This window comes from Mycobacterium sp. NGS51 (assembly GCF_059812525.1).
The window spans coordinates 1-21,047 of the sequence record NZ_JCALCV010000004.1 but is presented as its reverse complement, the minus strand read 5'-3'; the positions used below and the strand labels follow the sequence as shown (position 1 = coordinate 21,047).

Here is a 21,047-nt window from a genome sequence, read left to right as displayed (position 1 = left end):
CAGCCGAGCGTGGGTGTCCTCACGTCGCGCCTTCCAACCCCAACACCGCCGGCGCGAGCACCGGCCGGGTTTCCGGGGCCACCACCCACCCGACGGCGGCGGCCAGCAAGATGGCCCCGCTGATCACAAAGCCCCAGCCGAAACTGAGGTGCTCGGCGATCTCACCGACCACTACCGAGCCCACGATCGCGCCCAGATCCGCCATCATCTGAAACGTGGCCACTGCGGTGCCCGCACGCGCCGTGCCGCCCAGGATGTCGGCGACCGCGGCCTGCTGCGGCGAGGTGAAGGTGCCCGACGCGGCACCCGCCAGATACGCCGCGACCAAAAACACCGACACCGACGTCGAGGCGCCTACCCACATGGTCGTCACGCCCGAGACCGCGAGTCCGGCGATCAGCAATCCTCGCCGGCCGACCCGATCGGACAGATAGCCGCTGGGCAGCACGGCGACAACGTTGCCGATCGCGAACGTCGCCAGCACCAAACCCGTCATCCGCGGGCCGCGGCCCAAAACCTCCGAGACGAACAGCGGCACCAACGCGATCCGCAGGCCGAACACCGACCAGCCTGTCGCGAAATTCGACACCAGCGCCGAGCGGTAAGCGCGATGCCGCAGCGCGGCCCGGAGCGTCACCGTCGGTTCGGTCTCATCGGCGGGAGCGGCCAGCGTGGAACCGCGCAAGCTGGCGAATACCACTACCGCAGCAGCCAACACGGCCACCCCGTAGATGAGGAACGGCGCGCTCAGCCCCAAGCCGGCGGTGAGACCACCCAATACCGGGCCGCCGACTGAGCCGGCCAGAAACCCGGTGGAGAACAGGCCCGCGATCCGGCCCCGCGCGTCGGCGGGACTGATCCGGATCATCAGCCCCAGCGCGGAGATGAAGAACATCGTCGACCCGATCCCGCCGAGCGCGCGGAACACCAGCAGCTGCCAGTAGGTCTGGACGAAGGCGCACGCGCCGGTGGATACCGCCACGATCAGCAGCCCGGCTACGTAGATCCGCCGCTCCCCCAGCCGCTGCACCATCAGGCCCGTGACCGGCGCAAAGCACAGCCGCGTCACCGAGACCACGGTGATGACGAACGTCGCCGCGCTGATGCTGACACCGAACGTGCGGGCGTAAGCGGGCAGCACCGGCGACACCACGCCGTAGCCGATCGCGATCATCACGTTCGCCGAAATCAGTGCCCAGGCTTCCCGTGGCAGCGGCGTTTGAGCGCGCCGGGCAACGAGGGTCACCCGATGATTTTACCGACCACGTCCTGAGCCACCCGCTGAACCTCGGCTAAATGCTCCGCGCCCCGGAAAGATTCGGCGTAGATCTTATAGACATCCTCGGTGCCCGACGGACGTGCAGCAAACCACGCGTTCTCGGTTGTCACCTTCAGGCCACCCAGTGGAGCGTCGTTGCCAGGAGCGGTGGTTAACTTTGCTGTGATCTCTTCGCCGGCCAGTTCGGTGGCGCTTACCTCGTCAACCGATAGTTTAGCTAACCTTGCTTTCTGCTGGCGGTCAGCGGGCGCGTCGACCCGCGCGTAGGTCGGCGCGCCGTATTTGCCGGCCAACGCCCGGTAACGCTGCGACGGTGTCTCCTCGGTGACCGCCAGGATCTCGGCGGCCAGCAACGCAAGGATGATGCCGTCCTTGTCGGTGGTCCACACCGATCCGTCGCGGCGCAGAAACGACGCGCCGGCCGATTCTTCGCCACCGAAACCGATGGTGGCCTCCAGTAGGCCGTCGACGAACCATTTGAAGCCCACCGGCACCTCGACGAGCCGGCGGCCGATGCCGTCCACCACCCGGTCGATGATCGACGAGCTGACCGCGGTCTTGCCGACGGCGATGCTGGCCGACCAGGCCGGTCGATGCGTGTAGAGATAGTCGATGGCCACCGCCAGGTAGTGGTTGGGATTCAGCAACCCTTCGTCGGGAGTGACGATGCCGTGCCGGTCGGCGTCGGCGTCGTTGCCAGTGGCCAGGGCGTAGTCGTCGCGGTTGGCGATCAGCCCAGCCATCGCATCCGGCGAACTGCAGTCCATCCGGATCTTGCCGTCGGTGTCGAGCGTCATGAACCGCCACGTCGCATCGACCAACGGATTGACCACGGTCAGATCGAGGTTGTGCCGTTCGGCGATCACGCCCCAGTAGTCCACGCTGGCCCCGCCGAGCGGGTCGGCCCCGATCCGCACTCCCGCCTTTCGGATGGCGTCGATGTTCACCACGCTGGGCAGATCGTCGACGTAGGCATCGAGGTAGTCGTGGCGCCAGGTGCTGCGCAGCGCGCGGGCCAACGGTATCCGCTTCACCGCGGTACCGCCGTCACGCAGAATCTCGTTGGCGCGCTTGGCAATTGCGTTGGTGACGTCGGCGTCGGCGGGGCCGCCGTGCGGTGGGTTGTACTTGAAGCCGCCGTCGCGGGGCGGGTTGTGCGACGGGGTGACGACAATCCCGTCGGCAAGGCCGTCGGCGCGGCCACGGTTGTAGTTGAGGATGGCGTGGCTGATGGCCGGGGTCGGCGTGTACCGATCGGCCGAGTCGATCATCGCGGTTACGTCGTTGGCGGCCAGCACCTCCAGCGCCGACACCCAGGCCGGCTCGGAAAGAGCGTGGGTGTCGCGGCCGATGAACAGCGGGCCCGTCGTGCCGGCGGTGGCGCGGTACTCGACGATGGCCTGGGTGATGGCCAGGATGTGGGGCTCGTTGAACGCGCCGTCCAGTGCTGAACCCCGGTGGCCCGACGTGCCGAAACTCACCTGCTGCCCCACGTCATCCGGGTCGGGTTGCCGCGTGTAATACGCGGTTACCAGGTGAGGCAGATCGACAAGGTCTTCGGGCTCGGCCGGCTGACCGGCGCGTGGATTGGCCGCCATGACACCAATTCTGCCGATGCCGCGCATACGCTGCTGGGATGCCAGGTCGCGACTACCGGGAGTTGGCCGCTGTCTTTGTCGGAGGCGCGCTGGGCGCGGCGGCGCGGGCGGGCCTGAACAGCCTGGCCGTGCCGGATCCGACGCGCTGGCCGTGGCCGACGTTCGTCGCCAACATCGTCGGCGCCTTTCTGGTCGGCTACTTCACCACCCGGCTGCTGGAGCGGCTGCCGCTGTCGAGCTATCGCCGTCCGCTGCTGGGAACCGGGCTGTGCGGTGGGCTGACCACGTTCTCCACCATGCAGGTCGAGACGCTGGGGATGGTCGAACACCAGCAATACGGCCTTGCAGTCGGCTACACCGTCGCCAGCATCGTGCTGGGACTGTTGGCGGTGTACCTCGCGACCGCTGCGGTACGACGGGTGCGGGTGCGCTGATGCTCATCTGGGTTGGCGTATTGGCCGCCGGGGGTGTCGGCTCGGTGCTGCGATTTGTGGTCGACGGCGCGGTGGCCCGCCGGGCGGCCCGGGCGTTTCCGTTGGGGACACTGACGGTCAACATCAGCGGTGCGGCACTGCTGGGCCTGCTCGGCGGACTGGCGCTGAGCAGACACGCCGCGCTGCTCATCGACACCGCGTTCATCGGTTCCTACACCACGTTTTCCACCTGGATGCTGGAAACCCAACGGCTCGGCGAAGAGCGCCAGATCTGGCCCGCCGCAGCCAATATCGTCGTCAGCATGGTGCTGGGCCTGGCCGCAGCGCTACTCGGCCAATGGATCGTGGGCCGACTATGAACGACTCCTACCTGAAACTGACGACTTACTTCGGCGAACGCCAGCGTGCCGCCAACGATGCGGTACGGCACGGGTTCTTGGCCGATTCGATGCTCAACCTCTTCGGCGAACGCGAAGTCGCGACCAGCGTGATGCTGCGCGGCATCGCCAGTTTCGGTCCGCGGCACGTGCTGCGCACCGACGAATCGCTGAGCCTGTCGGAGGACCCACCGGTGACGGTCGCCGCGGTCGATCTCGAGTCGAAGATCAGCGGACTGGTCGACGATGTGATCGCGATGACCGGCCGCGGCCTGATGACCCTGGAACGCGCCCAGTTGGTGCGCGCAGACGTGGCCTCCGACACACACGACACCAGCAAGCTCACCGTCTACGTCGGACGCCAGGAGCGCAGCGGCGGGCTGCCCGCGTACCGCGCCGTGTGCGATCTGCTGCATCGGCATGGTTTCGCTGGCGCCGCAGTATTTCTCGGTGTCGACGGCACCGCGCACGGCGAGCGCTACCGCGCCCGGTTTTTCAGCCGCAACGTCAATGTTCCGATGATGATTATCTCGATCGGAAGCGCGGCGCAGGTGTCGGCGGCGGCCGCCGAGCTCAGTGCCGTCATGCCCCATCCGCTGTTGACCGTCGAACGGGTGCGGTTGTGCAAACGCGATGGCCAGGCGCTGGCCCGGCCGCATCGTCTGCCGACGACCGACGAGCAGGGGCGGGCGGTCTGGCAGAAGCTGATGGTGCACACCAGCGAGGCCACCGGACACGGCGGTCTGCCCATTCACCGAGCGCTGGTCCGCCGGCTGCTGGACTCGGGGATGGCCCGCGGTGCGACCGTGCTTCGTGGCATCTGGGGCTTCCACGGCGACCATGAACCCCACGGAGACAAGCTGTTTCAGCTGGCGCGACGGGTGCCGGTGGTCACGATTATCGTGGATACCCCGGAGTGGATCGCGCGCAGCTTCGACATCGTCGACGAGCTCACCGCCGAGCACGGCATGGTCACCAGCGAGATGGTGCCGGCGGTGCTGTCGATCGACGAATCGGGTCGCCGCGGGGATACCCAGCTGGCGCGATTCGAGTACTAGAGCAGCTTGGCCAGTACCGCGGCCTGGCTGCCGTCCAGCTCACGGGTGGCGGTCACCAGCGTGACCCTCCCGTGTTTGGTCAGCTTGCGCAACTCGTCGAGCGCCTCGCTGCCGTGGAGTTCTTTCTTGTAGCGTTTGGCGAACTCGTCGAAACGCTCGGGCTTGTGGCCGTACCATTCACGCAACTCTTTCGACGGCGCGACGTCCTTGTACCAGGTGCCCACCCGGGGATCGTCCTTGCGGAATCCTCGCGGCCACACCCGATCTACCAGGATGCGTTGGCCGTCGTCGTCGCCGGGATCGTCATAGACCCGGGCCACCTTGACTCGGCTTTTGGCCATAAGGCCAGGGTAGTCCTCGTCGCCGATCCGTTCAGGCGCACGGCGTTTAACCGCCGTCGCACCAGGGTATGCGCGGCGCTGAGCGGCTCACAGCCACCTGGCCGTGTCCGGAATCTGCCTGACCGCTGGAGGTATCTGGCATGCCCGAGATGATTATTCAATCGCCCGATGACGTCGTCGGGCTTCTCAAAGCACAACACAACCTCATCGAGGACCTGTTCGACCAGGTGCTGTACGCATCGGACCCGCAGGCGCGCGAGAAGCCATTCCTGCAATTGCGCCAACTGCTGGCCGTCCACGAGACAGCCGAGGAAATGCTGGTGCACCCGCGGGTGCGCCGCGAGCTGGATACCGGGGACGTCATCGTCGACGCTCGACTCCAGGAAGAGCACAACGCCAAGGAGTTGCTGTCAAAAATCGAGAACATCGACATCACCTCGCAGCAGTTCATCGACGAGCTCACCAAGCTGCGAGACGCGGTGCTGGAGCACGCCGAGCTTGAGGAGAGCGGAGAGTTCCCGAAGCTGCAGCGTGAACTGGACGCCGACGAACTCAAACGACTGGGAACAGCGGTGCGAGCAGCTGAAGTCATTGCGCCTACCCGTCCGCATGCCGGTGTGGAATCCGCGAAGTTGAACTTCGCCGTGGGGCCGTTCGCCTCGTTGCTCGACCGCGCCCGCGACATCATCGAACACGGCATCGGCTAAGGAGAACTGATGAGCACTGTTGAACCGCCGGACGACGAAAAGGGCGCCCAGGCCGCATCCGAAGAAAACGGCGACGACGACAGCGTGGTGAAGCCGCCGACCTATCCCGCCTATTCCACGCCACCCCCGGAGGGACTGCACACCGGCGAAGACGGCTGAGCGCGTACCGCGCCCCAGAGCCCGACGGCAATGCCGACGACAGCGCCACCCAAGCCGATGATCTGTTGTGAGCGCTTCATCTCGTGATGCACGCTCATCCCGCCGAGCAGGTCGGCGGCATCGGCACCGCCGGACGCCAGAAACCAGCCGCGAGTGTTCTTGCCGCGCAATGCTGCCGTCGCGAGCAGCCCGCCGATCAATGCGTCGCGGTAGCCCATCGAGCGCAACAGCAGTCGCGCCGTCGGCGACGACTCTTCCGCCTCAGCGCCCCAGAGCCGGTTCGCACGAACCGGGTCGACGAGAAACGAGACGCCTGAGGCTAACCGGATGCTGCCTGCTGCCAGTGCGGCACGATCGATCGACATGTGCTCAGCGCGCTCCGCGTACCAGCCGACCGGGACGCGCGCCGGTGTCGACGCCGTCGCGGCGGGTCACGACGCCGCTGACGATCGTGGCGCTGTAGCCGGAGGCACCCTGAACGAGGCGGTTGCCGCCGGCCGGCAGGTCGTAGGCCATCCGCGCGGGATGCAACGTCAGCGCATCCATGTCGATCAGGTTGACGTCGGCCTTCTTTCCGATATCGATGACCCCGCGATCCGAAAGCCCGAACAGCTGCGCGGTGTCGTGAGACTGCTTGCGGATGACGTACTCCAGCGGCAGCTTCTCACCCCGGTGGCGATCGCGGGCCCAATGCGTCAGCAAGAAGGTGGGATACGACGCGTCACAGATCATGCTGCAGTGCGCGCCGCCGTCGGAAAGACCCGACACAGCCGCGGGATGCAACAGCATCTCACGGATCGCGTCATGGTTGCCGTAGAAATAGTTGTAGAACGGCAGCATCAGCATTGCCGTTGCATCAGACTCGAGCATCAGGTCGTAGAGCGTGGCCAATGGGTCCTCGCCGCGCTCGGCCGCGATTTTCTCCACGGTGCGTTCGGCGGTCGGCTCGTAGTCGGGGGGGTCGCCCAGCGCATAGAGCCGACCAAGCGAGTATTGAGCGAGGGCAAACATGTTGTCGAACAACCGGTTTGGGTCGGGCGGCAGATCGTCCTCGGACAAGATTGCCGCTTTGACCCCCGGCTCGGCGAGGCGCTGCGCCAATTCCTCGCGGCTGCAATCGGCCTTCAGCCGGCGGAAGGTCGGACGGTGGGTGAACGCGTGATGTCCGGGAAAGCCGAACAGCATGCCGAACGGTCGCGCGGCGATCTGGGGATACAACCGACTGCCCGCCGCGTGAGCAGCCGCCGAGATGTCGAGCTGTTCGCGCCAGAGGTCTGGGGCGGCGTCAACTTGGATCATGCCGAAGGAGATCGGCCGGTCGATCTCAGCGCCCAGGCGCTGCATCCACTCCAGCTCCTTCTTGGGCGCGATGATGTCCTCGCCCGCCACACCCTGAGGAGCCAACTCGAAGACAGCCTGCCCGCCGGCCGCCATGGCCCGGCCGAGCCCGAACAGCTCGTCCTCTGCGGCATAGGTTCCAGGAACCGGCTCGCCGTCGATGGCCCGGTGGCCGAGGGTGCGCGACGTCGAGAAGCCCAGCGCGCCGGCCTCGACGGCCTCCTGCACGAGTCGCGCCATTGCCGCAATGTCTTGCGGTGTGGCGGGCTCGTTGCGGGCGCCGCGCTCCCCCATCGCGTAGGCGCGGACCGAGCCGTGGGCTACCTGGCTTCCCACATCGACAGCGAATTCCTGGTTTTCGACGACGTCGAGGTATTCGGGGTAGCTTTGCCAGCCCCACCTGATGCCCTCGGTGAGAGCGGCGCCGGGAATGTCCTCCACACCCTCCATCAGGCCGATCAGCCAATCTTCTTGCCCCGGCCGCACCGGCGCGAAGCCGACACCGCAGTTGCCCATCACCACCGTGGTGACACCGTGGCTACTGGACGGCTCCAGCAGGCCATCCCAGCTGACCTGACCGTCGTAGTGGGTGTGAATGTCGACGAATCCCGGCGCGACGATCTTTCCGGTTGCATCGATCGTCTCGGCGGCGTCGCCGTTCAGCGGCTGATCGTTGGGTCCGCGGCGACGAACCTCCACGATTTTGCCGTCCTTGACAGCGATATCGGCGTCGAATCGGTCCGCACCTGTACCGTCAACGACGGCGCCGCCGAGAATCTTGAGGTCGAACACGATTACTCCTTGTCTGCCCCCGCCAGCCGCTACAGTGAGCAATGTAACATCGTTACAGAGGCGACGGGAGCCTTTCGATGACGACCGAAACTGCGCGTCAAGTCCGTCAGGAAGACGCGATCGGCACGCCGCCGCAGCGCCCCACCCTGGTGCCGGCGGAGCGCTACTACTCCCCGGCGTTCGCCCAGCTCGAGGTGGAGCGGATGTGGCCGAAGGTGTGGCAGCTCGCCTGCACGGTGGACCATGTCGCCGAGCCTGGCGACTACTTCGAATATCGTTGCGGGCCCTACTCACTACTGATTATTCGCGGCGACGACGGCGCCCTGCGTGCGTTCCAGAACGTGTGCCGGCACCGGGGCAACTCGCTGTGCGCCGGCTCCGGCTCGGACCTGCGTGAACTGCGATGCGGTTACCACGGTTGGGCCTGGGACCTCTGCGGCGTTCTCAAGCGGGTTCCCAACCGGAAGGGGTTCGGTGCGTTACCAATGTCGGAGTTTCCCTTGCTTGCGGCCCGCGTCGAGGTGTGGGAGCGCCTGGTCTTCGTCAACCTAGACCGCGACGCGATGCCGTTGACCGACTTCCTGGAGGCGATGCCCGACGACATCGCCTGGTGCGGGCTCGGCGACTTCCGCTGCTACGCGACGATGACCATCGAAGTCGAGGCGAATTGGAAGACGATCGCCGACGGCTTCAGCGAGACCTATCACATCCAGACGTTGCATCCCGAGCTGCACCGGTGCGTGGACGACGTCCATGCGCCACAGGTGATCTGGGGACACACCGGTAAATCCGAGCAGCTCTACGGAGTGCCGAGCCCGCATATCAAACAAGCGCCCAGCGACGACGAGGTCTGGGACGCCTATGTCGACACCCAGGGCGCGTTGATGGGTGTTGGCGAGGGCACCCCGTTCCCGCACGATGATCGCCAACCCGGGCAGTCGGTTGCCGACATGATCGCCAATCACACAAGAGCTTTCGCTGCTGAGCGGGGTGTCGATCTCAGCTGGGCCAGCACCGATCAGATGATGCGGCTGCACCAGTACAACATCTTCCCGAACATGTCACTGCTGACCAACGCCGATCATCTGACCGTCCTGGCCGCACGGCCAGGGCCTGACCCCGACCATGGCGAGTTGGTGATGGTGTTGTTCACCCGGATGCCGCCCGGTGCGCCGCGCAGCAAGCCCGCCGACGTGCGGATGCCGGCCGAGGAGGCGCACCCTGGTCTGGTGATGTCCCAAGACCTCACGGTGTTGCCGGGACTGCAGCGTGGTCTGCACCAGCCTGGGTACACCCATATGGTGTTGTCTAATGAGGAACGGCGGGTGATCAACATGCACCGCAACCTCGAACGTTATCTGGAGTTGCCCGAGTCGGATTGCGTTAGCGGAGGTGAAACACCTTGACTGCCAAGGGCGAACAGGCCGTGAGCGCCGAGGTGATCCTGGACGCTGCGGCCCGACTGATCGAACTCCACGGGGTGGAGGCATTCACGATGCGCGGCCTCGCCGAGCAGCTCGGGGTGGCCGTCACCTCGATTTACTGGCACGTCGGAGGTCGCGACAAACTTTTCGACAACCTGGTCGACCGATTGCTCAGCCAGATGGCCAATCTCCCCATCGCGGGCGACACGGCCGTCGAACGCATTGCCTCGCTTGCCCGCTCGCAGCGCACGGCGCTGATCGAGCGCCAGCACCTGCTCAGTATCGCGCATGAACGCGACCAGACGCCGCGGTTGTTCCTGCCGATTCAGCAGACGTTGGCGGCGCAGCTCGCGGAATTGGGTGTCACCGGCACCGAGGCTGCACTGGTGTTGCGGGCGGTGCAGGTTCACGTCATATCGTCGGCGGTGATGCAGTTCTCGGCTGTTCGGGGCGCCAAGCACGACGAGGAGGACCCGTCACTGTGGGCCGACGACTGGGCGGACCGGGCGCTCGTCGAAGCGCTACAGGCCCCGACCGACTATGACGCCGTTTTCGAATACGGACTTCAGGCACTGCTGGCGCCATTGCGCGCTAGATGACCGGTGGAACCGGGGCATGCAGGACACCGCACACGGTTCGGAGCAGTTCAGACTCCTGTACCGTGACCGTCCTGTCGGCCATGACCGTCGTCACGACCGCCGCCACCACGGTGGCCTTGTCGTTGCCTTCCAGTCCGTCGATCACCGGCCACACGTGTTCCAGCGCGAATACCCCGTCGACGGGTAGGAACGGGATGCGGGCTTGCGGGTATGCGACGGAGATGCCCGCCTGAAAGGCCGCTGCCGCCGCCCGCGGATCACTGTTACCGGTCTGCGCCAGCACCGCAATCAGACACGAGACGGCGTTTTGGGCGCTGGCCAGATTCTGACGCCTGCTCTTCCACGGCGATCCCGACGTCAAAGCCTCGTGCAAGCCGACGAAAACCAGTGTGCCCAGACAGTATTCGAAGACGTCGAGCTGGCCGTCGGCATTGATCAGTTGGCCCAGAACCGATGTCATCAGTCGGATGTCCGCCGCGGCCCGCCCGCGTAAAGCAGGGAATGCCATGGACGCGACGGGAAGGCGCAGGCTTGGGTCAAGGCGCACCAACTCCGCGCCGCATCGCCATGCCTCGTCGGCCACCTGCTTGCCGTGATTGCGGGCGACAATGTCGTACTGGGACTGCCGGACGTTGGGTTTGCGGTCGAAAATCAAGCCGTAGATCAGCGGGACCGCGGTGGCCGGGTTGTGCGCAAGGTCGGCCAGGTTATCCGGGATCGCCTTGCGGATGCGCACACCTGCCTGGTGCGATGCTGCGGTCGGGTTGCCAACGGCCGCTGCGTATTCGCGGGCATCGAGACGGCGGGAGGCAATTTGCTGCGCTGGCGCCTCCGCCAAGCCCATCCGGGCGTCCTCTGCCAAGCCGTCCGGCGGCTGTTGGGACCAGCGCTGCCGCAATTGGTCGAGGTTGTCCGGCGTGAAGTCGGGCTCGATGGCCTGGATGCGTTTGAGGAGCGGCGGGTGGGTTGCATACAGCGAGGAAAAGTTCATGCCCGGGCCGAACAGCATGTGGCTGACGTTTTCGGTCTTGGGGCTGGCCAGCTTTGAGCCGGCCTGCAGCCCACCGATCTTCTTCAGCGCGCCCGACAACCCGCTCGGCTGCCGCGTGTACTGGACCGCCGATGCGTCGGCGAGATACTCCCGCTGACGCGAGACGGCTGCTTTGATCAGCCGCGCGAAGAAGACTCCGATCCAGCCGGCCGCCAGAACGACCAACCCGACTGCCCACAACGGGAGACCACCGTCGCGGTCCCGGTTGCGCCCGTTACCCGAATACAACAGCACCCGCCCGACCACCGCCAACGCGGTGATCCCGGCCAGTACGCCAATCAGTCTGAGGCTCAACCGCATATCGCCGTTGACGACGTGGCTGAACTCGTGAGCGATCACGCCCTGCAGTTCGTCGCGGTTGAGCCGGTCGAGCGAGCCCTGGGTGACGCACACGGCGGCGTCTGCCGGTGTGTATCCCGCGGCGAACGCATTGATGCCCCGCTCCTGCGGTAGGTAGTAGAGCACCGGCACTGGAGTGCTTGACGCGATGGCGATTTCTTCGACGATGTTGCGGTACCGCTTGAGCTGTGGGTCTGTCGGCATGTCCGGTACGCGCACCCCGCCCAGGCTCTCGGCAACCTTGGTCCCGCCGCCCTGGCGCAGCATGAACGTCTTGACAACCGACACCGTGCCAATCATCAGCAGCACCGGGATGCTGATGATCACCACCATGCCGATCAACTCTCCCGGTGGTATTGGCTCGTCCGCTCCAGACAGCACGAATGCCATGACTGCGGCATCCACGACCGCGGTGATCCCGAGTACAGCCAAGATGAACAGGAACACCATTCTTTTCGACGCCGCGCGTACCTGCCGCTGGCGCTCGAAGAAATCCACGAATCAGAACTGGACGCGCGGGACTTCCCGCGTCTCCGGCCCCGCCTCCAGCGGTGCCGCCGCGGTGAAGCCGAACATGCCCGCGAAGATGGCCGCCGGGAAGACTTCGCGCTTGTTGTTGTAGGTCAAGACCGAGTCGTTGTAGGCCTGACGGGCGAATGCAACACGGTTCTCCGTCGACGTCAGCTCTTCGGAAAGCTGCATCATGTTCTGGTTGGCCTTGAGGTCTGGGTACGACTCGCTCAGCGCAAACAGCCGTCCGAGAGCTCCTGTCAACGCGCCTTCCGACTCTGCCAACTTGCCCATGGCATTGGGGTCCCCCGGGTTGGCGGTGGCAGCCGCTTGTGCGCTGATTGCGGAGTTACGCGCCTGAATCACCGCTTCGAGGGTGCCGCGCTCGTGGGCCAGATAAGCCTTGGCCGTTTCGACGAGGTTAGGAATCAGGTCGTGACGCCTGGTCAGCTGAACGTCGATCTGCGCGAAAGCATTCTTGTAGGCGTTCCGCGAACGGACGAGCCCGTTGTAGACGCTGAGCGCAACCACCACGAGGATTGCCAGGATTACGCCGATGACGATCAGGGTGATGACCACTTACTCCACCTTTGCTCTGGACGGAACCGTCTGACCCATGGTCCCACAGCCACCACCGGAGGGCTTCGAGTTCAATCGCCGGCCTCGGCACCAGGACATATGCTCGCCTGCATGAGCAAGCTCGCCGCAAATGCGCCCGTCTTGGTACGCGCCGACGGCCCGGTGGCGCGCCTGACCCTCAACCGGCCGGAAAAACGTAACGCGCTCAGCCTCGAGGTAATGGAGGAGCTGATCGACACGTTGCGCCGCCTCACTGCGAAACCTGACGTGCAGGTGATCATCATCGATGCCGTCGGCCCGGCGTTCTCGGCCGGCCACGACTTGACCGAGATGATCGGCCGCGATGTTTCCTTCTACCAGCGGCTCTTCGAGGTGTGCACGGAGCTCATGGAAACCATTCACCGGCTTCCCCAACCCGTGATCGCGAAGGTCGAGGGTTTGGCTACCGCCGCGGGCTGTCAGCTCGTCGCGGCCTGTGACCTGGTCGTGGCCGCCCACGGCGCCAGTTTCGCTACACCCGGAGTCAAGATCGGGCTGTTCTGTTCGACTCCGATGGTGCCGCTGTCACGCGCGATCGGCAGGAAGCGGGCGCTGGAGATGCTGCTCACCGGCCAGCCGATTACCGCGTTGACCGCGCTCGAGTGGGGCCTGGTGAACCGCGTCGTTCCGGCGGAATCGCTGGAAGAGGAGCTCGGTTCCCTCGTCGACGCCATCGCGACGTCCAGCCCAACCACGGTAGGGCTTGGCAAAGAAGCCTTTTACGCGCAGATCGAGCTCGACGAACATCGGGCCTACGACTTGACGAAGGCCGTCATGGCGATGAACGCCGGCGCCGACGACGCCCAAGAGGGCATGGGTGCGTTCCTCGAGAAGCGTGTACCGACCTGGCGCCGGCGCTAGCTGGCTTTATCGCGGCGTCGGTTCTGGTCACGCCAGCAGCAGATCGTTAACGCTTCGTGCTCGCTTTGGTCACGAACATCGGCCAGCAATGCAATTGCGGCAAGGCAGTGATTGGATCGGCTAAGCGGTCCACGCAGACGACGGCCCGGAGGTCACAATATATGGGTTCGCTCGGACCAACAGATTTGATCTTCCTATTCGTCGTGGTCACCGTCGCTGCCGCGACAAGCGGATTCGTCGTGTCGGCTGCAGCGCAGAGGAACAAGCGACGGGCGCGCGGGTACTTGATTCTGGGTTTCTTCTGCGGGTTCGTCGCGGGCGCGATGCTGCGTCGGCGTCGTGACCTAAACATGTCACGAATCGCTTCTCGATGCGCTGACTTCCGTCCACTGGCAGGGGTGATGACCGCTGGCAAAAACCGTTTCGCCTCTCGCGCGGTTACCTCTGCGGCATGGTGTGTTCGACAAGTATTGCCCCCGCTGCAGCGGCACGGTCACATGAACCTGCGGTTCCCCGCTGCTCGAGCCCGTTTGTTGACCGGTTCGATGCCGATGCTCAGAACACGACTCTGAACTTCGCGTTTCCGGTGCATCGATCCTGCTCACACGCAGCGTCTCCTGGTGGCCGGCGGGCGCGCCGATTCGGGCATGGAGTGATTCGAACTCGGCTTAGGGTGGTGGTTAGGTAAAACGCCTGACAAGGACAAGTCCCCATGAACATCGATGACGAGTCCCTCACAACGCTGGAGGACCTCAGGGGCGATTTGGCGCTTCGCTACAAGCGGGAACCGAGCGGCGGGGCTTCGGTCGACAGCGCGATCGTCGAATCAGACTTGGCGGCCCTCGACCGTGACGGCTATGTCATTTGGGAAAACCTGCTCAGTGCCGAGGAGTGCAGGCAGATCCGCGACGTGGTGCAGCCATCGCTGGGACACACCGGACGCAACTCTTTCGAGGGCCGACACACCCAGCGCATCTACAGCCTGCTGACCAGGACGCGGTTATGCGACCGGATTGCCGACCATCCGCGAGTACTGGCGGCGTTGGACCGGTTGCTGATGCCCAACTACCTGCTTTCGACATTGCAGGCCATCAACATTCAGCCCGGAGAATCCGCGCAGTTGGCCCACCATGACGACGGCTTCTATCCCGTTCCGCGCCCACGAGAACCGTTGGCAGCCGCGACGATCTGGGCGATCGATGACTTCACCGCAGACAACGGCGCCACCGTCGTCTTCCCCGGCAGCCACCGCTGGGGCAAACGGAGACCGGGCCCGGAGGATCGCGCGGAAACTGTGGTGATGCCGGCCGGCTCGTGCGTCTTCTTTGTGGGCACCCTGTGGCACGGCGGCGGCGCCAACACCTCCACCGGTGATCGTCTTGCCGTCACCGCCCAGTACTGCCAACCGTGGCTACGACCGATGGAGGCCTTCACCCTGTCGGTGTCGCGCGAGCTTGCGCGGACGGTCTCCGACGACATTCGGCGGATGCTCGGCTACAGCATTCACCCGCCGTTCATCGGCGCTGTCGACGGTTTACATCCGCTGCGGCTATTGGAGCAACCGTAGGTTTCGGTCAGCCCCGAAGGCCCGATATGAACCGCTGCACGCTTCGCGCCAGTGATCGTGGGACGTGGTCAGGATCCATCAGGTCGGTCTCGGCCAGCGGGCTCGCCTCATCGGCCACAATCTGTTCGGTAAGTGGCCGCAGGGTCTTGCCCTCTCCCCGAAGTGTTTCGATGGCGGCCAGGAACGACGGGGACTCGCGCATCGCGCTTTCGAACTCGTCGGCGGCCACGCCGAGGTGTTCGGCCACCAATTGATCGCGCACGGAGGTGATTTGGCGGCGGACGTCATCGTGTTCAGAGCTGTTCGAGTCCGCCTCGATGGCTATATCGCACTCGCTGTCGAATCCCATCGACCGGTTGTTGAGGTTCGAGGATCCGATGCGCAGCAGCCGATCGTCGATCGCCATTACCTTCGAATGGACGTAAATCGGGCCACCGCGGTCGGTCACCGGAAAGTACACGCCCAATCGATGATGGTCGTCTGCGGCCCAGAGCACGGGAAGCAGCCGTTGGCGTGCGCCGTCCATCGTTTCCCGCTCGAGGGGGTTGTTGCCGCTACGCGGTAGAACGACGACGATCTCCGGACCGTCGTCTTCGCTGAGTCGGGCGGCCAGCGCGTCGACGATGCGCCGGGCCGCCAGATATTGGTTTTCGAGGTAGATGGTATGACGGGCTGCCGCAATGGCTGCGAGGTTGAGTGCCTCTACTTCCCGAACCTCGCCGCGATCCTCCAGTTCGGGCAGGGTGCGCGCGATTCCGATGTTGGCGTGGCGCAGAGTGGGTTCCAGTCTCGTGGGCCAGGCGCTGTGCTTAGCATCAACCGGCGCCAACGATTGGTCGGTCGCGGACTGCCACCGAGCCCGCGCTTGCTCACCGAGTGCGCCCGCAGCCGCGCCGTCAACTGCTGCCATGACATCGTGGCGCGGCCCGTAGCTGCGCCCCAGCGTCCGACGGCGGCGACTCTCATCTGGATGAGCTGGCGTGTCCCATCGGTCGATCGTGAGGTCGACGCCGCCACAAAACGCCACGGCATCGTCGATGACCACAATCTTTTGGTGATGGACAGAGCCGATTGGACGGGTGCCGTCGATGGCGAAGCGGATCCGCTTGCTGCTGATCTGGTTGACCACCGCCACCGGGGTGAGCCCGAACCAGATGCCATCGAACGCCGGGAGCAGGCGCAGATTGGATTTCAGGAGGTAGACCTCGAGAGCGGGCCGTTTCCACAGCATCCAATAAAGAAAAGCGCCCAGCTGGTTAGGACCGGGAAGGGTCTTGTCGCCTCGTTCGAATGTCATCCTGGCGTCCAAATCCCAAGCGATCACCATGATTCGATGGCGAGCGCGCAACATCGCCGCCTTGACATGCTTGAAATAATCGGCCGCATCGATGATGCCGGCGAACCGATCAGCCCGCGCGGTGCCCCAGCATGTCTGACCGGGAATCAGCAGTCGATCCTCGTGCACGCTCAATCTCTTAACGAAGTTGACGGCTCACGACGGACATAGTCCCGTGTTTACCACGTTCAGATCCCCCGACGGCGTACAGCGCCGTTCATTTCAGGCAGCTGCCAGCATCGATCGGCAGCGTGACACCGGTGATGTAGCGAGATTCGTCGCACGCGAGGAACAGCACCGCGTTGCTGATGTCCTGCGCCTCCACCCAGGGGATCGGCAGCGTGTGGAACGTTTGGCAAAAGGGGGCCAAATCGTCGGGACCAGGATTTTCGAGGTCGGGGCGGACCATTTTGTAGAGGCCTTCGTTCAGCACCATCGGAGTGTTCACGAACGTGGGGTGCACGGAGTTGACCCGGATCATGTGCTGACCCAATTCGACCGCGAACGTCCGCATGAGACCCACCACACCGTGTTTGGCGGCCACGTAATGGCCGAGGCGTGGAAACGTATATGCCTTGAACCCGTTGACCGAGCTCGTCAGCACAATCGAGCCACCGCGGCCGCCCGCGATCATATGGGGCACAGCAGCTTTCACGGTCTTCCACACACCTGACAGGTTCACGTCGATCATGTCCTGCCAGTCCCTTTCGCTGACTTTGTCGAGGGTGTCGCCGTCGTCGCTGCCGGCGTTGCTGATGCCGGCATTGCCCACAATGATGTCCAGCCGGCCGAGCTGCTCCACCGCGCCGTCGACTGCGGCTTTGAGGGCCTCGTAATCACGCACGTCGATTTCGGCGGTGACAATGCGACGGTTGTGGCCCCGCACCAGATCCGCAGTTCTGGCCAGATCCTCCGGGGTGGACGGCGGATTCAGAAACCCTTCGATCGGCTTGCAGATGTCGATGGCAATGATGTCCGCACCTTCTTGCGCCAATCGCACCGCATGCGCGCGACCTTGACCGCGCGCCGCACCGGTGATGAACGCGACCTTGCCATCCACTCGCCCAGCCATGATTGGCTCAATTCTTCCTTCTTACAGTTGAGTTTCTGCCGCGAACGTGGATATTGCATGGCATGGCATTGCGAATAAATTCACCGGAACCGCGTCCATCGTCACAGGTCAACCCCATGAAAATGTTCGGGCAGGTTTGAAATCTGCGAATTTGGATAGGCACCAGCTACCACTTTTTAGATCACAGGAACATAGCGAAGGAGTCTGACGTGATGTTCTCCAAGGTCGCCATGAAGGCGACGGCAGCTGCGGCCGGCATCGCGACGGCAGGGATCCTGACGGCGACGCCGGCGTTCGCCGACCCGCAAGTCGTCCAGTTTGGCCAATCGGCAGAAATTCCCAGCTCAGGTGGAGTCATCGACTACACCGTGGGCGACTTGCAACCCAGCGGTCACAACGATGGCGTCTGGTACTCCGATGTCACGGCCAAAGGTGTTAGCGGCTCCCCGACTCCGGTCATCGCCGACTTCAACGCGCGTGCCGTTAACAGCTCGACCTATGCGGTGATGAAGGGGAACGAGGTCGACGGCCTGCCCAACCAACCGATCGCGCCGGGCAGCCAAACAACCGGGAAGCTTTACTTCGACGTTCGAGGCGGCACAACGCCCGACAGCGTCGTCTACCGGGATGCCGCCGGCGTCGACAAGGTCGTCTGGAAAGGCTAACTGCCGCATCCTGACTCAGCGCTACGCCGCGTTCAGCCCTCCCCCGGGCAGTAGATGTTGATCGCGGTGTCGACGAGAGTGTCCACCTGAGCGTCGCTGAGCGACGGGGCATTCTCCTGGATGTCTTGCTCGATAAGAATTAGTCCCTCATCGTTGGCTAGCGCATTGCATATCTTGTAGCCCGTACTCGTGAGTTCTTGTGAGTTGCCGTCGCGGGCAACGATCCCGTTGTCTCTCATAATGGCCAGAAACCGGGAGTCCTTCTGCACGAGCACTGCCTCCGGGGACGTCGAGGGGTGCTGAGCCTTGTCGGTTCGGGTAGCCAATGCCCACACCACGACGATGATGAGGGCGACTGCTGAAACTACCGAGGCCGCCCAAATAAGCTTGCTCTTCCAGTTTCGGGTAGTCATGTGTCCTCACCTGACCAATTGAGTGGTTCCAAAGTGGCTGAGATGTCGGTGACCGGCGGCGGCACTCACTAGTTCAATAGGCGCAAATATGCCGGGCGGCGCTGTCTCCCAAGGTCACTGACAGCCTGCTGCTAGCTCGACGACGAGTTGTCATGACTCCCTCCTGTCGAGGCAGCCACCCGGCTAAGGGCTCTGAGTTCAGGCCTTTCGGGGCCTTACGCATCAGATTCTGCTCCGCCACATCACGCCATGGAAGGTTTTGACCAGCCCCACATGGCTGAATATGGGAACGCAACTCAAGGCGGGACGGCGTCACGAACGCCGGGGCAGATAGCACGTTGTCGCCGAGATGAGCCCAATGAGCTTCATTTACGAAGTCGGGCAGATTAGTGTTTTGTTGTCGTCGTTAACCGACTGCTGGGAGGCGACATGAGCTATCGGACAATTGTTGTCGGGACGGACGGCTCGACGTCGTCGTTCCGTGCAGTCGAACGCGCAGGCATGGTCGCGGCGCAAGATAACGCAACGCTGATTATCGCGAGCGCGCATCTCTCGACTGCGGAGAAGGGCGGCTGGTCACGACCGCCTGCGCCCGATCGTGTGACTGACCCCCGCGCCTCCGACAGCCTCGGGGACGCGGGATACAAGATGCATGGCAGTGCCCCGGTATATGCGATCCTTCAGGACGCCCGCGAACGGGCGAAAGCCGCCGGCGCCACGGACATCGCAGAGCGGGCGATCGTCGGTGCGGCAGTCGACGCGCTCGTGAAATTGGTCGAGGAGGTCAAGGCGGACCTGCTCGTCGTCGGCGACGTGGGACTGGACACGGTCGCCGGGCGGCTACTGGGCTCAGTGCCCGCCACCGTCGCCCGCAGAACCAAAGTAGACATCTTGATCGTCCACACCGCCGGATAGGTGCGAGCGGGCGTCTTCGGTGGAGCGCGGCCGATGAGCTTGAAAGGCGTCTGACCGCCCTTCTCAGTGAAGCTGCCGGAGTCTACTACGCTGCTCTCGTGACGTCGGAAGACCCTGAACCTTCCCCTGCCGATGACACCCGTAGTGGCGCCGCCGTCGACCCGCTCCCGACTACAAGCCTCGGTGGACGCCCGACCGTCGACACGCCACTGGCGTACGAACTCGAGGACGCGTCGACCGTCGAGTTCACCGAGGACAACCGGCGGCCGCTGCCGCGTACGTTGAAGATGCTTCTCTGCGCCGTGGCCGTCGCCGCGGTGGCGTTAGGGGCGTTCGCTTTCGGGCAACATCGTCAAGATCGTCAAGCGACCGACGTGGCGGTTGTGGGGAAAGAGCCGGCGCCTAAACCGCCCGCAGCACCAGCACCGCAGGCTTCGGGCCCGGCTGCCGCGCCAGCGCCCCCACCCGACAGCAACGAGTACGTCGCAATGGCGCTATCGCTAGGTTCGCTCGGCAAGGCGAACGGCTGGTATGGCGACGCCGGCAGCCAGGACAAAGCCAACAAGATTGCACTGGGCTTGTGTCAGGGTGCCGGGAATGACGACTGCGTACTGATCAATGGCGGGATGTATCACGGTTGCGTCAGTTATGCGATGATCGCGCTCGCGTACCAAGTGGGCCAGCGGTTCCGGAAAAGACCTAAGAAGTGCGGGCAATATGGCGCTGCGCCAGCTAGATGAGCCGGAGTCCATTAGCGAGCCTTTTGTCGCGGGGCACTGCTCGGACCCTCCGGGTCAGGTCCTGGACCCAGGTGTCCCGTGGCCTCCGCCCCGGCAATCGCCGCCGCCGAAGCCGGCGGCACCGGCGGCGACGTTCACCCCAGACAGCGGCGACGGCTATGGGCCCAACCAGATGCTGCCACCACTGTGCGTGCGGTTCCCCAACGACAACACGTGCTGAAAGGAAGACCGCATATGGGACGAACTGTTCTGGCCGCGCTCGGGGCGGTTTCGGTGACGCCGGGGCTTCTGGGCTTGGCTCCGGCCGCGTATGCCGACCCTGACGATGGGGGCACCGGTAGTCCGATCTGTGATACCTGCCCGACATACAACGGCCCGGGGCTCAACACTTGGGATGTGCCGGGCACCTACGGCGGCGCGACAACCAACCCGCTGATTTGCGACCCGGTCACCTACCGGTGTCAGCAGTACGTGACGCCGTGAATCGTGCCCTGTTCTACGCCGGTCGCCGTGCGGGCCGTCGGCACGGCAGCGACATCGCCGGCCTGGTCGTCGTACGAGCCGATCAACAGCATCAGTGGCTGATGAGCGGCGATGACCGCGGCGTATACGGAGACTATCCGTCAGCTACGGCTGGCTGACCAAGAGGAATGCGGCAAATGGAATCGTTTCGCTTTGCCGTCACCGTGAAGGCCGACTCACGCGAAGAGGCCGAGGAGATCTTGCGCGGCAGCATCGAGGGCGTCGCACACCCCGTCGACCAGAGCACTATCACCGTTGAGCCAGTTGAAGATAGCCCGTCATAGCCACCGGATATCTGGCCGCGCGTAACGCAAAAAGTCCCCTTGGTCGGA

24 protein-coding genes are annotated in these 21,047 nt (G+C 64.4%); 14 read left to right on the top strand and 10 right to left on the bottom strand.

Going from position 1 to position 21,047, the window contains the following annotated elements; translation table 11 throughout:
• Nucleotides 1-19 precede the first annotated feature (19 nt).
• Complete coding sequence (locus AC5Y5W_RS06195; RefSeq protein ID WP_500010592.1) at nucleotides 20-1,246, bottom strand: MFS transporter; 1,227 nt, start codon at nucleotides 1,244-1,246, stop codon at nucleotides 20-22.
• Complete coding sequence (pgm, locus tag AC5Y5W_RS06190) at nucleotides 1,243-2,877, bottom strand: phosphoglucomutase (alpha-D-glucose-1,6-bisphosphate-dependent) (RefSeq protein WP_500010593.1); 1,635 nt, start codon at nucleotides 2,875-2,877, stop codon at nucleotides 1,243-1,245. Before pgm ends, AC5Y5W_RS06195 begins: the two co-directional genes overlap by 4 nt.
• A 38-nt stretch (nucleotides 2,878-2,915) precedes the next feature.
• On the opposite strand from pgm, the gene crcB (AC5Y5W_RS06185) reads away from it, so the two are divergent.
• Genes crcB (AC5Y5W_RS06185) through AC5Y5W_RS06175 form a run of 3 tightly spaced genes read left to right on the top strand, consistent with a single transcriptional unit; the run spans nucleotide 2,916 to nucleotide 4,746 of the window.
• Complete coding sequence (crcB, locus tag AC5Y5W_RS06185) at nucleotides 2,916-3,311, top strand: fluoride efflux transporter CrcB (RefSeq protein ID WP_500010594.1); 396 nt, start codon at nucleotides 2,916-2,918, stop codon at nucleotides 3,309-3,311.
• Nucleotides 3,311-3,670, top strand: coding sequence for a fluoride efflux transporter CrcB (gene crcB, locus AC5Y5W_RS06180; protein ID WP_500010595.1), 360 nt, complete (start codon nucleotides 3,311-3,313; stop codon nucleotides 3,668-3,670). The genes crcB (AC5Y5W_RS06185) and crcB (AC5Y5W_RS06180) overlap by 1 nt, the downstream gene beginning before the upstream one ends.
• Nucleotides 3,667-4,746 (top strand): DUF190 domain-containing protein, encoded by a 1,080-nt coding sequence (locus AC5Y5W_RS06175; RefSeq protein WP_500010596.1) that lies wholly within the window; start codon nucleotides 3,667-3,669, stop codon nucleotides 4,744-4,746. Before crcB (AC5Y5W_RS06180) ends, AC5Y5W_RS06175 begins: the two co-directional genes overlap by 4 nt.
• On the opposite strand, the gene AC5Y5W_RS06170 is transcribed toward AC5Y5W_RS06175, so the two are convergent.
• Nucleotides 4,743-5,087: a DUF488 domain-containing protein gene (locus AC5Y5W_RS06170; RefSeq protein WP_500010597.1), complete on the bottom strand. Its 345-nt coding sequence runs from the start codon at nucleotides 5,085-5,087 to the stop codon at nucleotides 4,743-4,745. The genes AC5Y5W_RS06175 and AC5Y5W_RS06170 overlap by 4 nt on opposite strands.
• Nucleotides 5,088-5,227: 140 nt before the next feature.
• Between AC5Y5W_RS06170 and AC5Y5W_RS06165 the strand changes: the two genes are divergently transcribed.
• The gene (locus AC5Y5W_RS06165) at nucleotides 5,228-5,794 is read left to right on the top strand and encodes a hemerythrin domain-containing protein (protein WP_500010598.1); all 567 of its coding nucleotides are present in this window, start codon (nucleotides 5,228-5,230) and stop codon (nucleotides 5,792-5,794) included.
• A gap of 9 nt (nucleotides 5,795-5,803) precedes the next feature.
• Nucleotides 5,804-5,953, top strand: coding sequence for a hypothetical protein (locus AC5Y5W_RS06160; RefSeq protein WP_500010599.1), 150 nt, complete (start codon nucleotides 5,804-5,806; stop codon nucleotides 5,951-5,953).
• Here AC5Y5W_RS06160 and AC5Y5W_RS06155 read toward each other — a convergent pair.
• Together AC5Y5W_RS06155 and AC5Y5W_RS06150 are read right to left on the bottom strand one after the other, a co-directional pair.
• Nucleotides 5,905-6,318, bottom strand: coding sequence for a DUF4267 domain-containing protein (locus tag AC5Y5W_RS06155; protein WP_500010600.1), 414 nt, complete (start codon nucleotides 6,316-6,318; stop codon nucleotides 5,905-5,907). The two genes, AC5Y5W_RS06160 and AC5Y5W_RS06155, sit on opposite strands and share 49 nt — an antisense overlap.
• Nucleotides 6,319-6,322: 4 nt before the next feature.
• Entirely contained in the window at nucleotides 6,323-8,083 is a 1,761-nt protein-coding gene (locus tag AC5Y5W_RS06150; RefSeq protein ID WP_500010601.1) for an N-acyl-D-amino-acid deacylase family protein, read from the bottom strand.
• Nucleotides 8,084-8,160: 77 nt separating this feature from the next.
• Here AC5Y5W_RS06150 and AC5Y5W_RS06145 point away from each other — a divergent pair, with 77 nt between their 5' ends.
• Nucleotides 8,161-9,489, top strand: a complete 1,329-nt coding sequence (locus AC5Y5W_RS06145; protein ID WP_500010602.1) for an aromatic ring-hydroxylating oxygenase subunit alpha — start codon at nucleotides 8,161-8,163, stop codon at nucleotides 9,487-9,489.
• A complete protein-coding gene (locus tag AC5Y5W_RS06140) occupies nucleotides 9,486-10,106 on the top strand; it encodes a TetR/AcrR family transcriptional regulator (protein WP_500010603.1) in 621 nt (206 codons plus the stop codon). The genes AC5Y5W_RS06145 and AC5Y5W_RS06140 overlap by 4 nt, the downstream gene beginning before the upstream one ends.
• On the opposite strand, the gene AC5Y5W_RS06135 is transcribed toward AC5Y5W_RS06140, so the two are convergent.
• Nucleotides 10,099-11,994: a M48 family metallopeptidase gene (locus AC5Y5W_RS06135; protein ID WP_500010604.1), complete on the bottom strand. Its 1,896-nt coding sequence runs from the start codon at nucleotides 11,992-11,994 to the stop codon at nucleotides 10,099-10,101. The genes AC5Y5W_RS06140 and AC5Y5W_RS06135 overlap by 8 nt on opposite strands.
• 3 nt (nucleotides 11,995-11,997) lie before the next feature.
• The gene (locus AC5Y5W_RS06130) at nucleotides 11,998-12,585 is read right to left on the bottom strand and encodes a LemA family protein (RefSeq protein ID WP_499900007.1); all 588 of its coding nucleotides are present in this window, start codon (nucleotides 12,583-12,585) and stop codon (nucleotides 11,998-12,000) included.
• A 111-nt stretch (nucleotides 12,586-12,696) separates the two neighbouring features.
• Between AC5Y5W_RS06130 and AC5Y5W_RS06125 the strand changes: the two genes are divergently transcribed.
• Both AC5Y5W_RS06125 and AC5Y5W_RS06120 read left to right on the top strand, forming a co-directional pair.
• Nucleotides 12,697-13,485, top strand: coding sequence for an enoyl-CoA hydratase (locus AC5Y5W_RS06125; protein ID WP_500010605.1), 789 nt, complete (start codon nucleotides 12,697-12,699; stop codon nucleotides 13,483-13,485).
• Nucleotides 13,486-14,197: 712 nt separating this feature from the next.
• Nucleotides 14,198-15,052: a phytanoyl-CoA dioxygenase family protein gene (locus AC5Y5W_RS06120; protein ID WP_500010606.1), complete on the top strand. Its 855-nt coding sequence runs from the start codon at nucleotides 14,198-14,200 to the stop codon at nucleotides 15,050-15,052.
• A gap of 7 nt (nucleotides 15,053-15,059) precedes the next feature.
• Here AC5Y5W_RS06120 and AC5Y5W_RS06115 read toward each other — a convergent pair whose 3' ends face one another.
• Nucleotides 15,060-16,517 carry a phospholipase D-like domain-containing protein gene (locus tag AC5Y5W_RS06115; RefSeq protein WP_500010607.1) on the bottom strand — a complete coding sequence of 486 codons (1,458 nt, stop codon included), beginning with the start codon at nucleotides 16,515-16,517 and terminating at the stop codon, nucleotides 15,060-15,062.
• Between the two features lie 88 nt (nucleotides 16,518-16,605).
• Nucleotides 16,606-17,460, bottom strand: a complete 855-nt coding sequence (locus AC5Y5W_RS06110) for a mycofactocin-coupled SDR family oxidoreductase (RefSeq protein WP_500010608.1) — start codon at nucleotides 17,458-17,460, stop codon at nucleotides 16,606-16,608.
• A 212-nt stretch (nucleotides 17,461-17,672) separates the two neighbouring features.
• On the opposite strand from AC5Y5W_RS06110, the gene AC5Y5W_RS06105 reads away from it, so the two are divergent.
• Complete coding sequence (locus AC5Y5W_RS06105) at nucleotides 17,673-18,125, top strand: DUF1942 domain-containing protein (protein ID WP_500010622.1); 453 nt, start codon at nucleotides 17,673-17,675, stop codon at nucleotides 18,123-18,125.
• A 32-nt stretch (nucleotides 18,126-18,157) separates the two neighbouring features.
• Here the strand turns inward: AC5Y5W_RS06105 and AC5Y5W_RS06100 are convergent, their stop codons facing one another.
• A complete protein-coding gene (locus tag AC5Y5W_RS06100; RefSeq protein ID WP_500010609.1) occupies nucleotides 18,158-18,538 on the bottom strand; it encodes a DUF732 domain-containing protein in 381 nt (126 codons plus the stop codon).
• 429 nt (nucleotides 18,539-18,967) lie between these two features.
• On the opposite strand from AC5Y5W_RS06100, the gene AC5Y5W_RS06095 reads away from it, so the two are divergent.
• The 4 genes from AC5Y5W_RS06095 to AC5Y5W_RS06080 all read left to right on the top strand — a co-directional run bounded on the left by AC5Y5W_RS06095 (nucleotide 18,968) and on the right by AC5Y5W_RS06080 (nucleotide 20,999).
• A complete protein-coding gene (locus tag AC5Y5W_RS06095; RefSeq protein WP_500010610.1) occupies nucleotides 18,968-19,453 on the top strand; it encodes a universal stress protein in 486 nt (161 codons plus the stop codon).
• Nucleotides 19,454-19,551: 98 nt separating this feature from the next.
• On the top strand, nucleotides 19,552-20,193 hold the full coding sequence (locus AC5Y5W_RS06090; protein ID WP_500010611.1) for a hypothetical protein: 642 nt from the start codon (nucleotides 19,552-19,554) through the stop codon (nucleotides 20,191-20,193).
• Between the two features lie 234 nt (nucleotides 20,194-20,427).
• Nucleotides 20,428-20,676 (top strand): hypothetical protein, encoded by a 249-nt coding sequence (locus tag AC5Y5W_RS06085; RefSeq protein WP_500010612.1) that lies wholly within the window; start codon nucleotides 20,428-20,430, stop codon nucleotides 20,674-20,676.
• Between the two features lie 176 nt (nucleotides 20,677-20,852).
• On the top strand, nucleotides 20,853-20,999 hold the full coding sequence (locus AC5Y5W_RS06080; RefSeq protein WP_500010613.1) for a hypothetical protein: 147 nt from the start codon (nucleotides 20,853-20,855) through the stop codon (nucleotides 20,997-20,999).
• Nucleotides 21,000-21,047 lie beyond the last annotated feature (48 nt).

Excerpts from the sequence above, each read along its gene's own strand:
- pgm (WP_500010593.1), bottom strand. The coding sequence starts at position 2,877 with ATGGCGGCCAATCCACGCGCCGGTCAGCCGGCCGAGCCCGAAGACCTT.
- crcB (WP_500010594.1), top strand. The coding sequence starts at position 2,916 with ATGCCAGGTCGCGACTACCGGGAGTTGGCCGCTGTCTTTGTCGGAGGC.
- crcB (WP_500010595.1), top strand. The coding sequence starts at position 3,311 with ATGCTCATCTGGGTTGGCGTATTGGCCGCCGGGGGTGTCGGCTCGGTG.
- AC5Y5W_RS06175 (WP_500010596.1), top strand. The coding sequence starts at position 3,667 with ATGAACGACTCCTACCTGAAACTGACGACTTACTTCGGCGAACGCCAG.
- AC5Y5W_RS06170 (WP_500010597.1), bottom strand. The coding sequence starts at position 5,087 with ATGGCCAAAAGCCGAGTCAAGGTGGCCCGGGTCTATGACGATCCCGGC.
- AC5Y5W_RS06165 (WP_500010598.1), top strand. The coding sequence starts at position 5,228 with ATGCCCGAGATGATTATTCAATCGCCCGATGACGTCGTCGGGCTTCTC.
- AC5Y5W_RS06160 (WP_500010599.1), top strand. The coding sequence starts at position 5,804 with ATGAGCACTGTTGAACCGCCGGACGACGAAAAGGGCGCCCAGGCCGCA.
- AC5Y5W_RS06155 (WP_500010600.1), bottom strand. The coding sequence starts at position 6,318 with ATGTCGATCGATCGTGCCGCACTGGCAGCAGGCAGCATCCGGTTAGCC.
- AC5Y5W_RS06145 (WP_500010602.1), top strand. The coding sequence starts at position 8,161 with ATGACGACCGAAACTGCGCGTCAAGTCCGTCAGGAAGACGCGATCGGC.
- AC5Y5W_RS06125 (WP_500010605.1), top strand. The coding sequence starts at position 12,697 with ATGAGCAAGCTCGCCGCAAATGCGCCCGTCTTGGTACGCGCCGACGGC.
- AC5Y5W_RS06120 (WP_500010606.1), top strand. The coding sequence starts at position 14,198 with ATGAACATCGATGACGAGTCCCTCACAACGCTGGAGGACCTCAGGGGC.
- AC5Y5W_RS06110 (WP_500010608.1), bottom strand. The coding sequence starts at position 17,460 with ATGGCTGGGCGAGTGGATGGCAAGGTCGCGTTCATCACCGGTGCGGCG.
- AC5Y5W_RS06105 (WP_500010622.1), top strand. The coding sequence starts at position 17,673 with ATGTTCTCCAAGGTCGCCATGAAGGCGACGGCAGCTGCGGCCGGCATC.
- AC5Y5W_RS06100 (WP_500010609.1), bottom strand. The coding sequence starts at position 18,538 with ATGACTACCCGAAACTGGAAGAGCAAGCTTATTTGGGCGGCCTCGGTA.
- AC5Y5W_RS06095 (WP_500010610.1), top strand. The coding sequence starts at position 18,968 with ATGAGCTATCGGACAATTGTTGTCGGGACGGACGGCTCGACGTCGTCG.
- AC5Y5W_RS06085 (WP_500010612.1), top strand. The coding sequence starts at position 20,428 with ATGGGACGAACTGTTCTGGCCGCGCTCGGGGCGGTTTCGGTGACGCCG.
- AC5Y5W_RS06080 (WP_500010613.1), top strand. The coding sequence starts at position 20,853 with ATGGAATCGTTTCGCTTTGCCGTCACCGTGAAGGCCGACTCACGCGAA.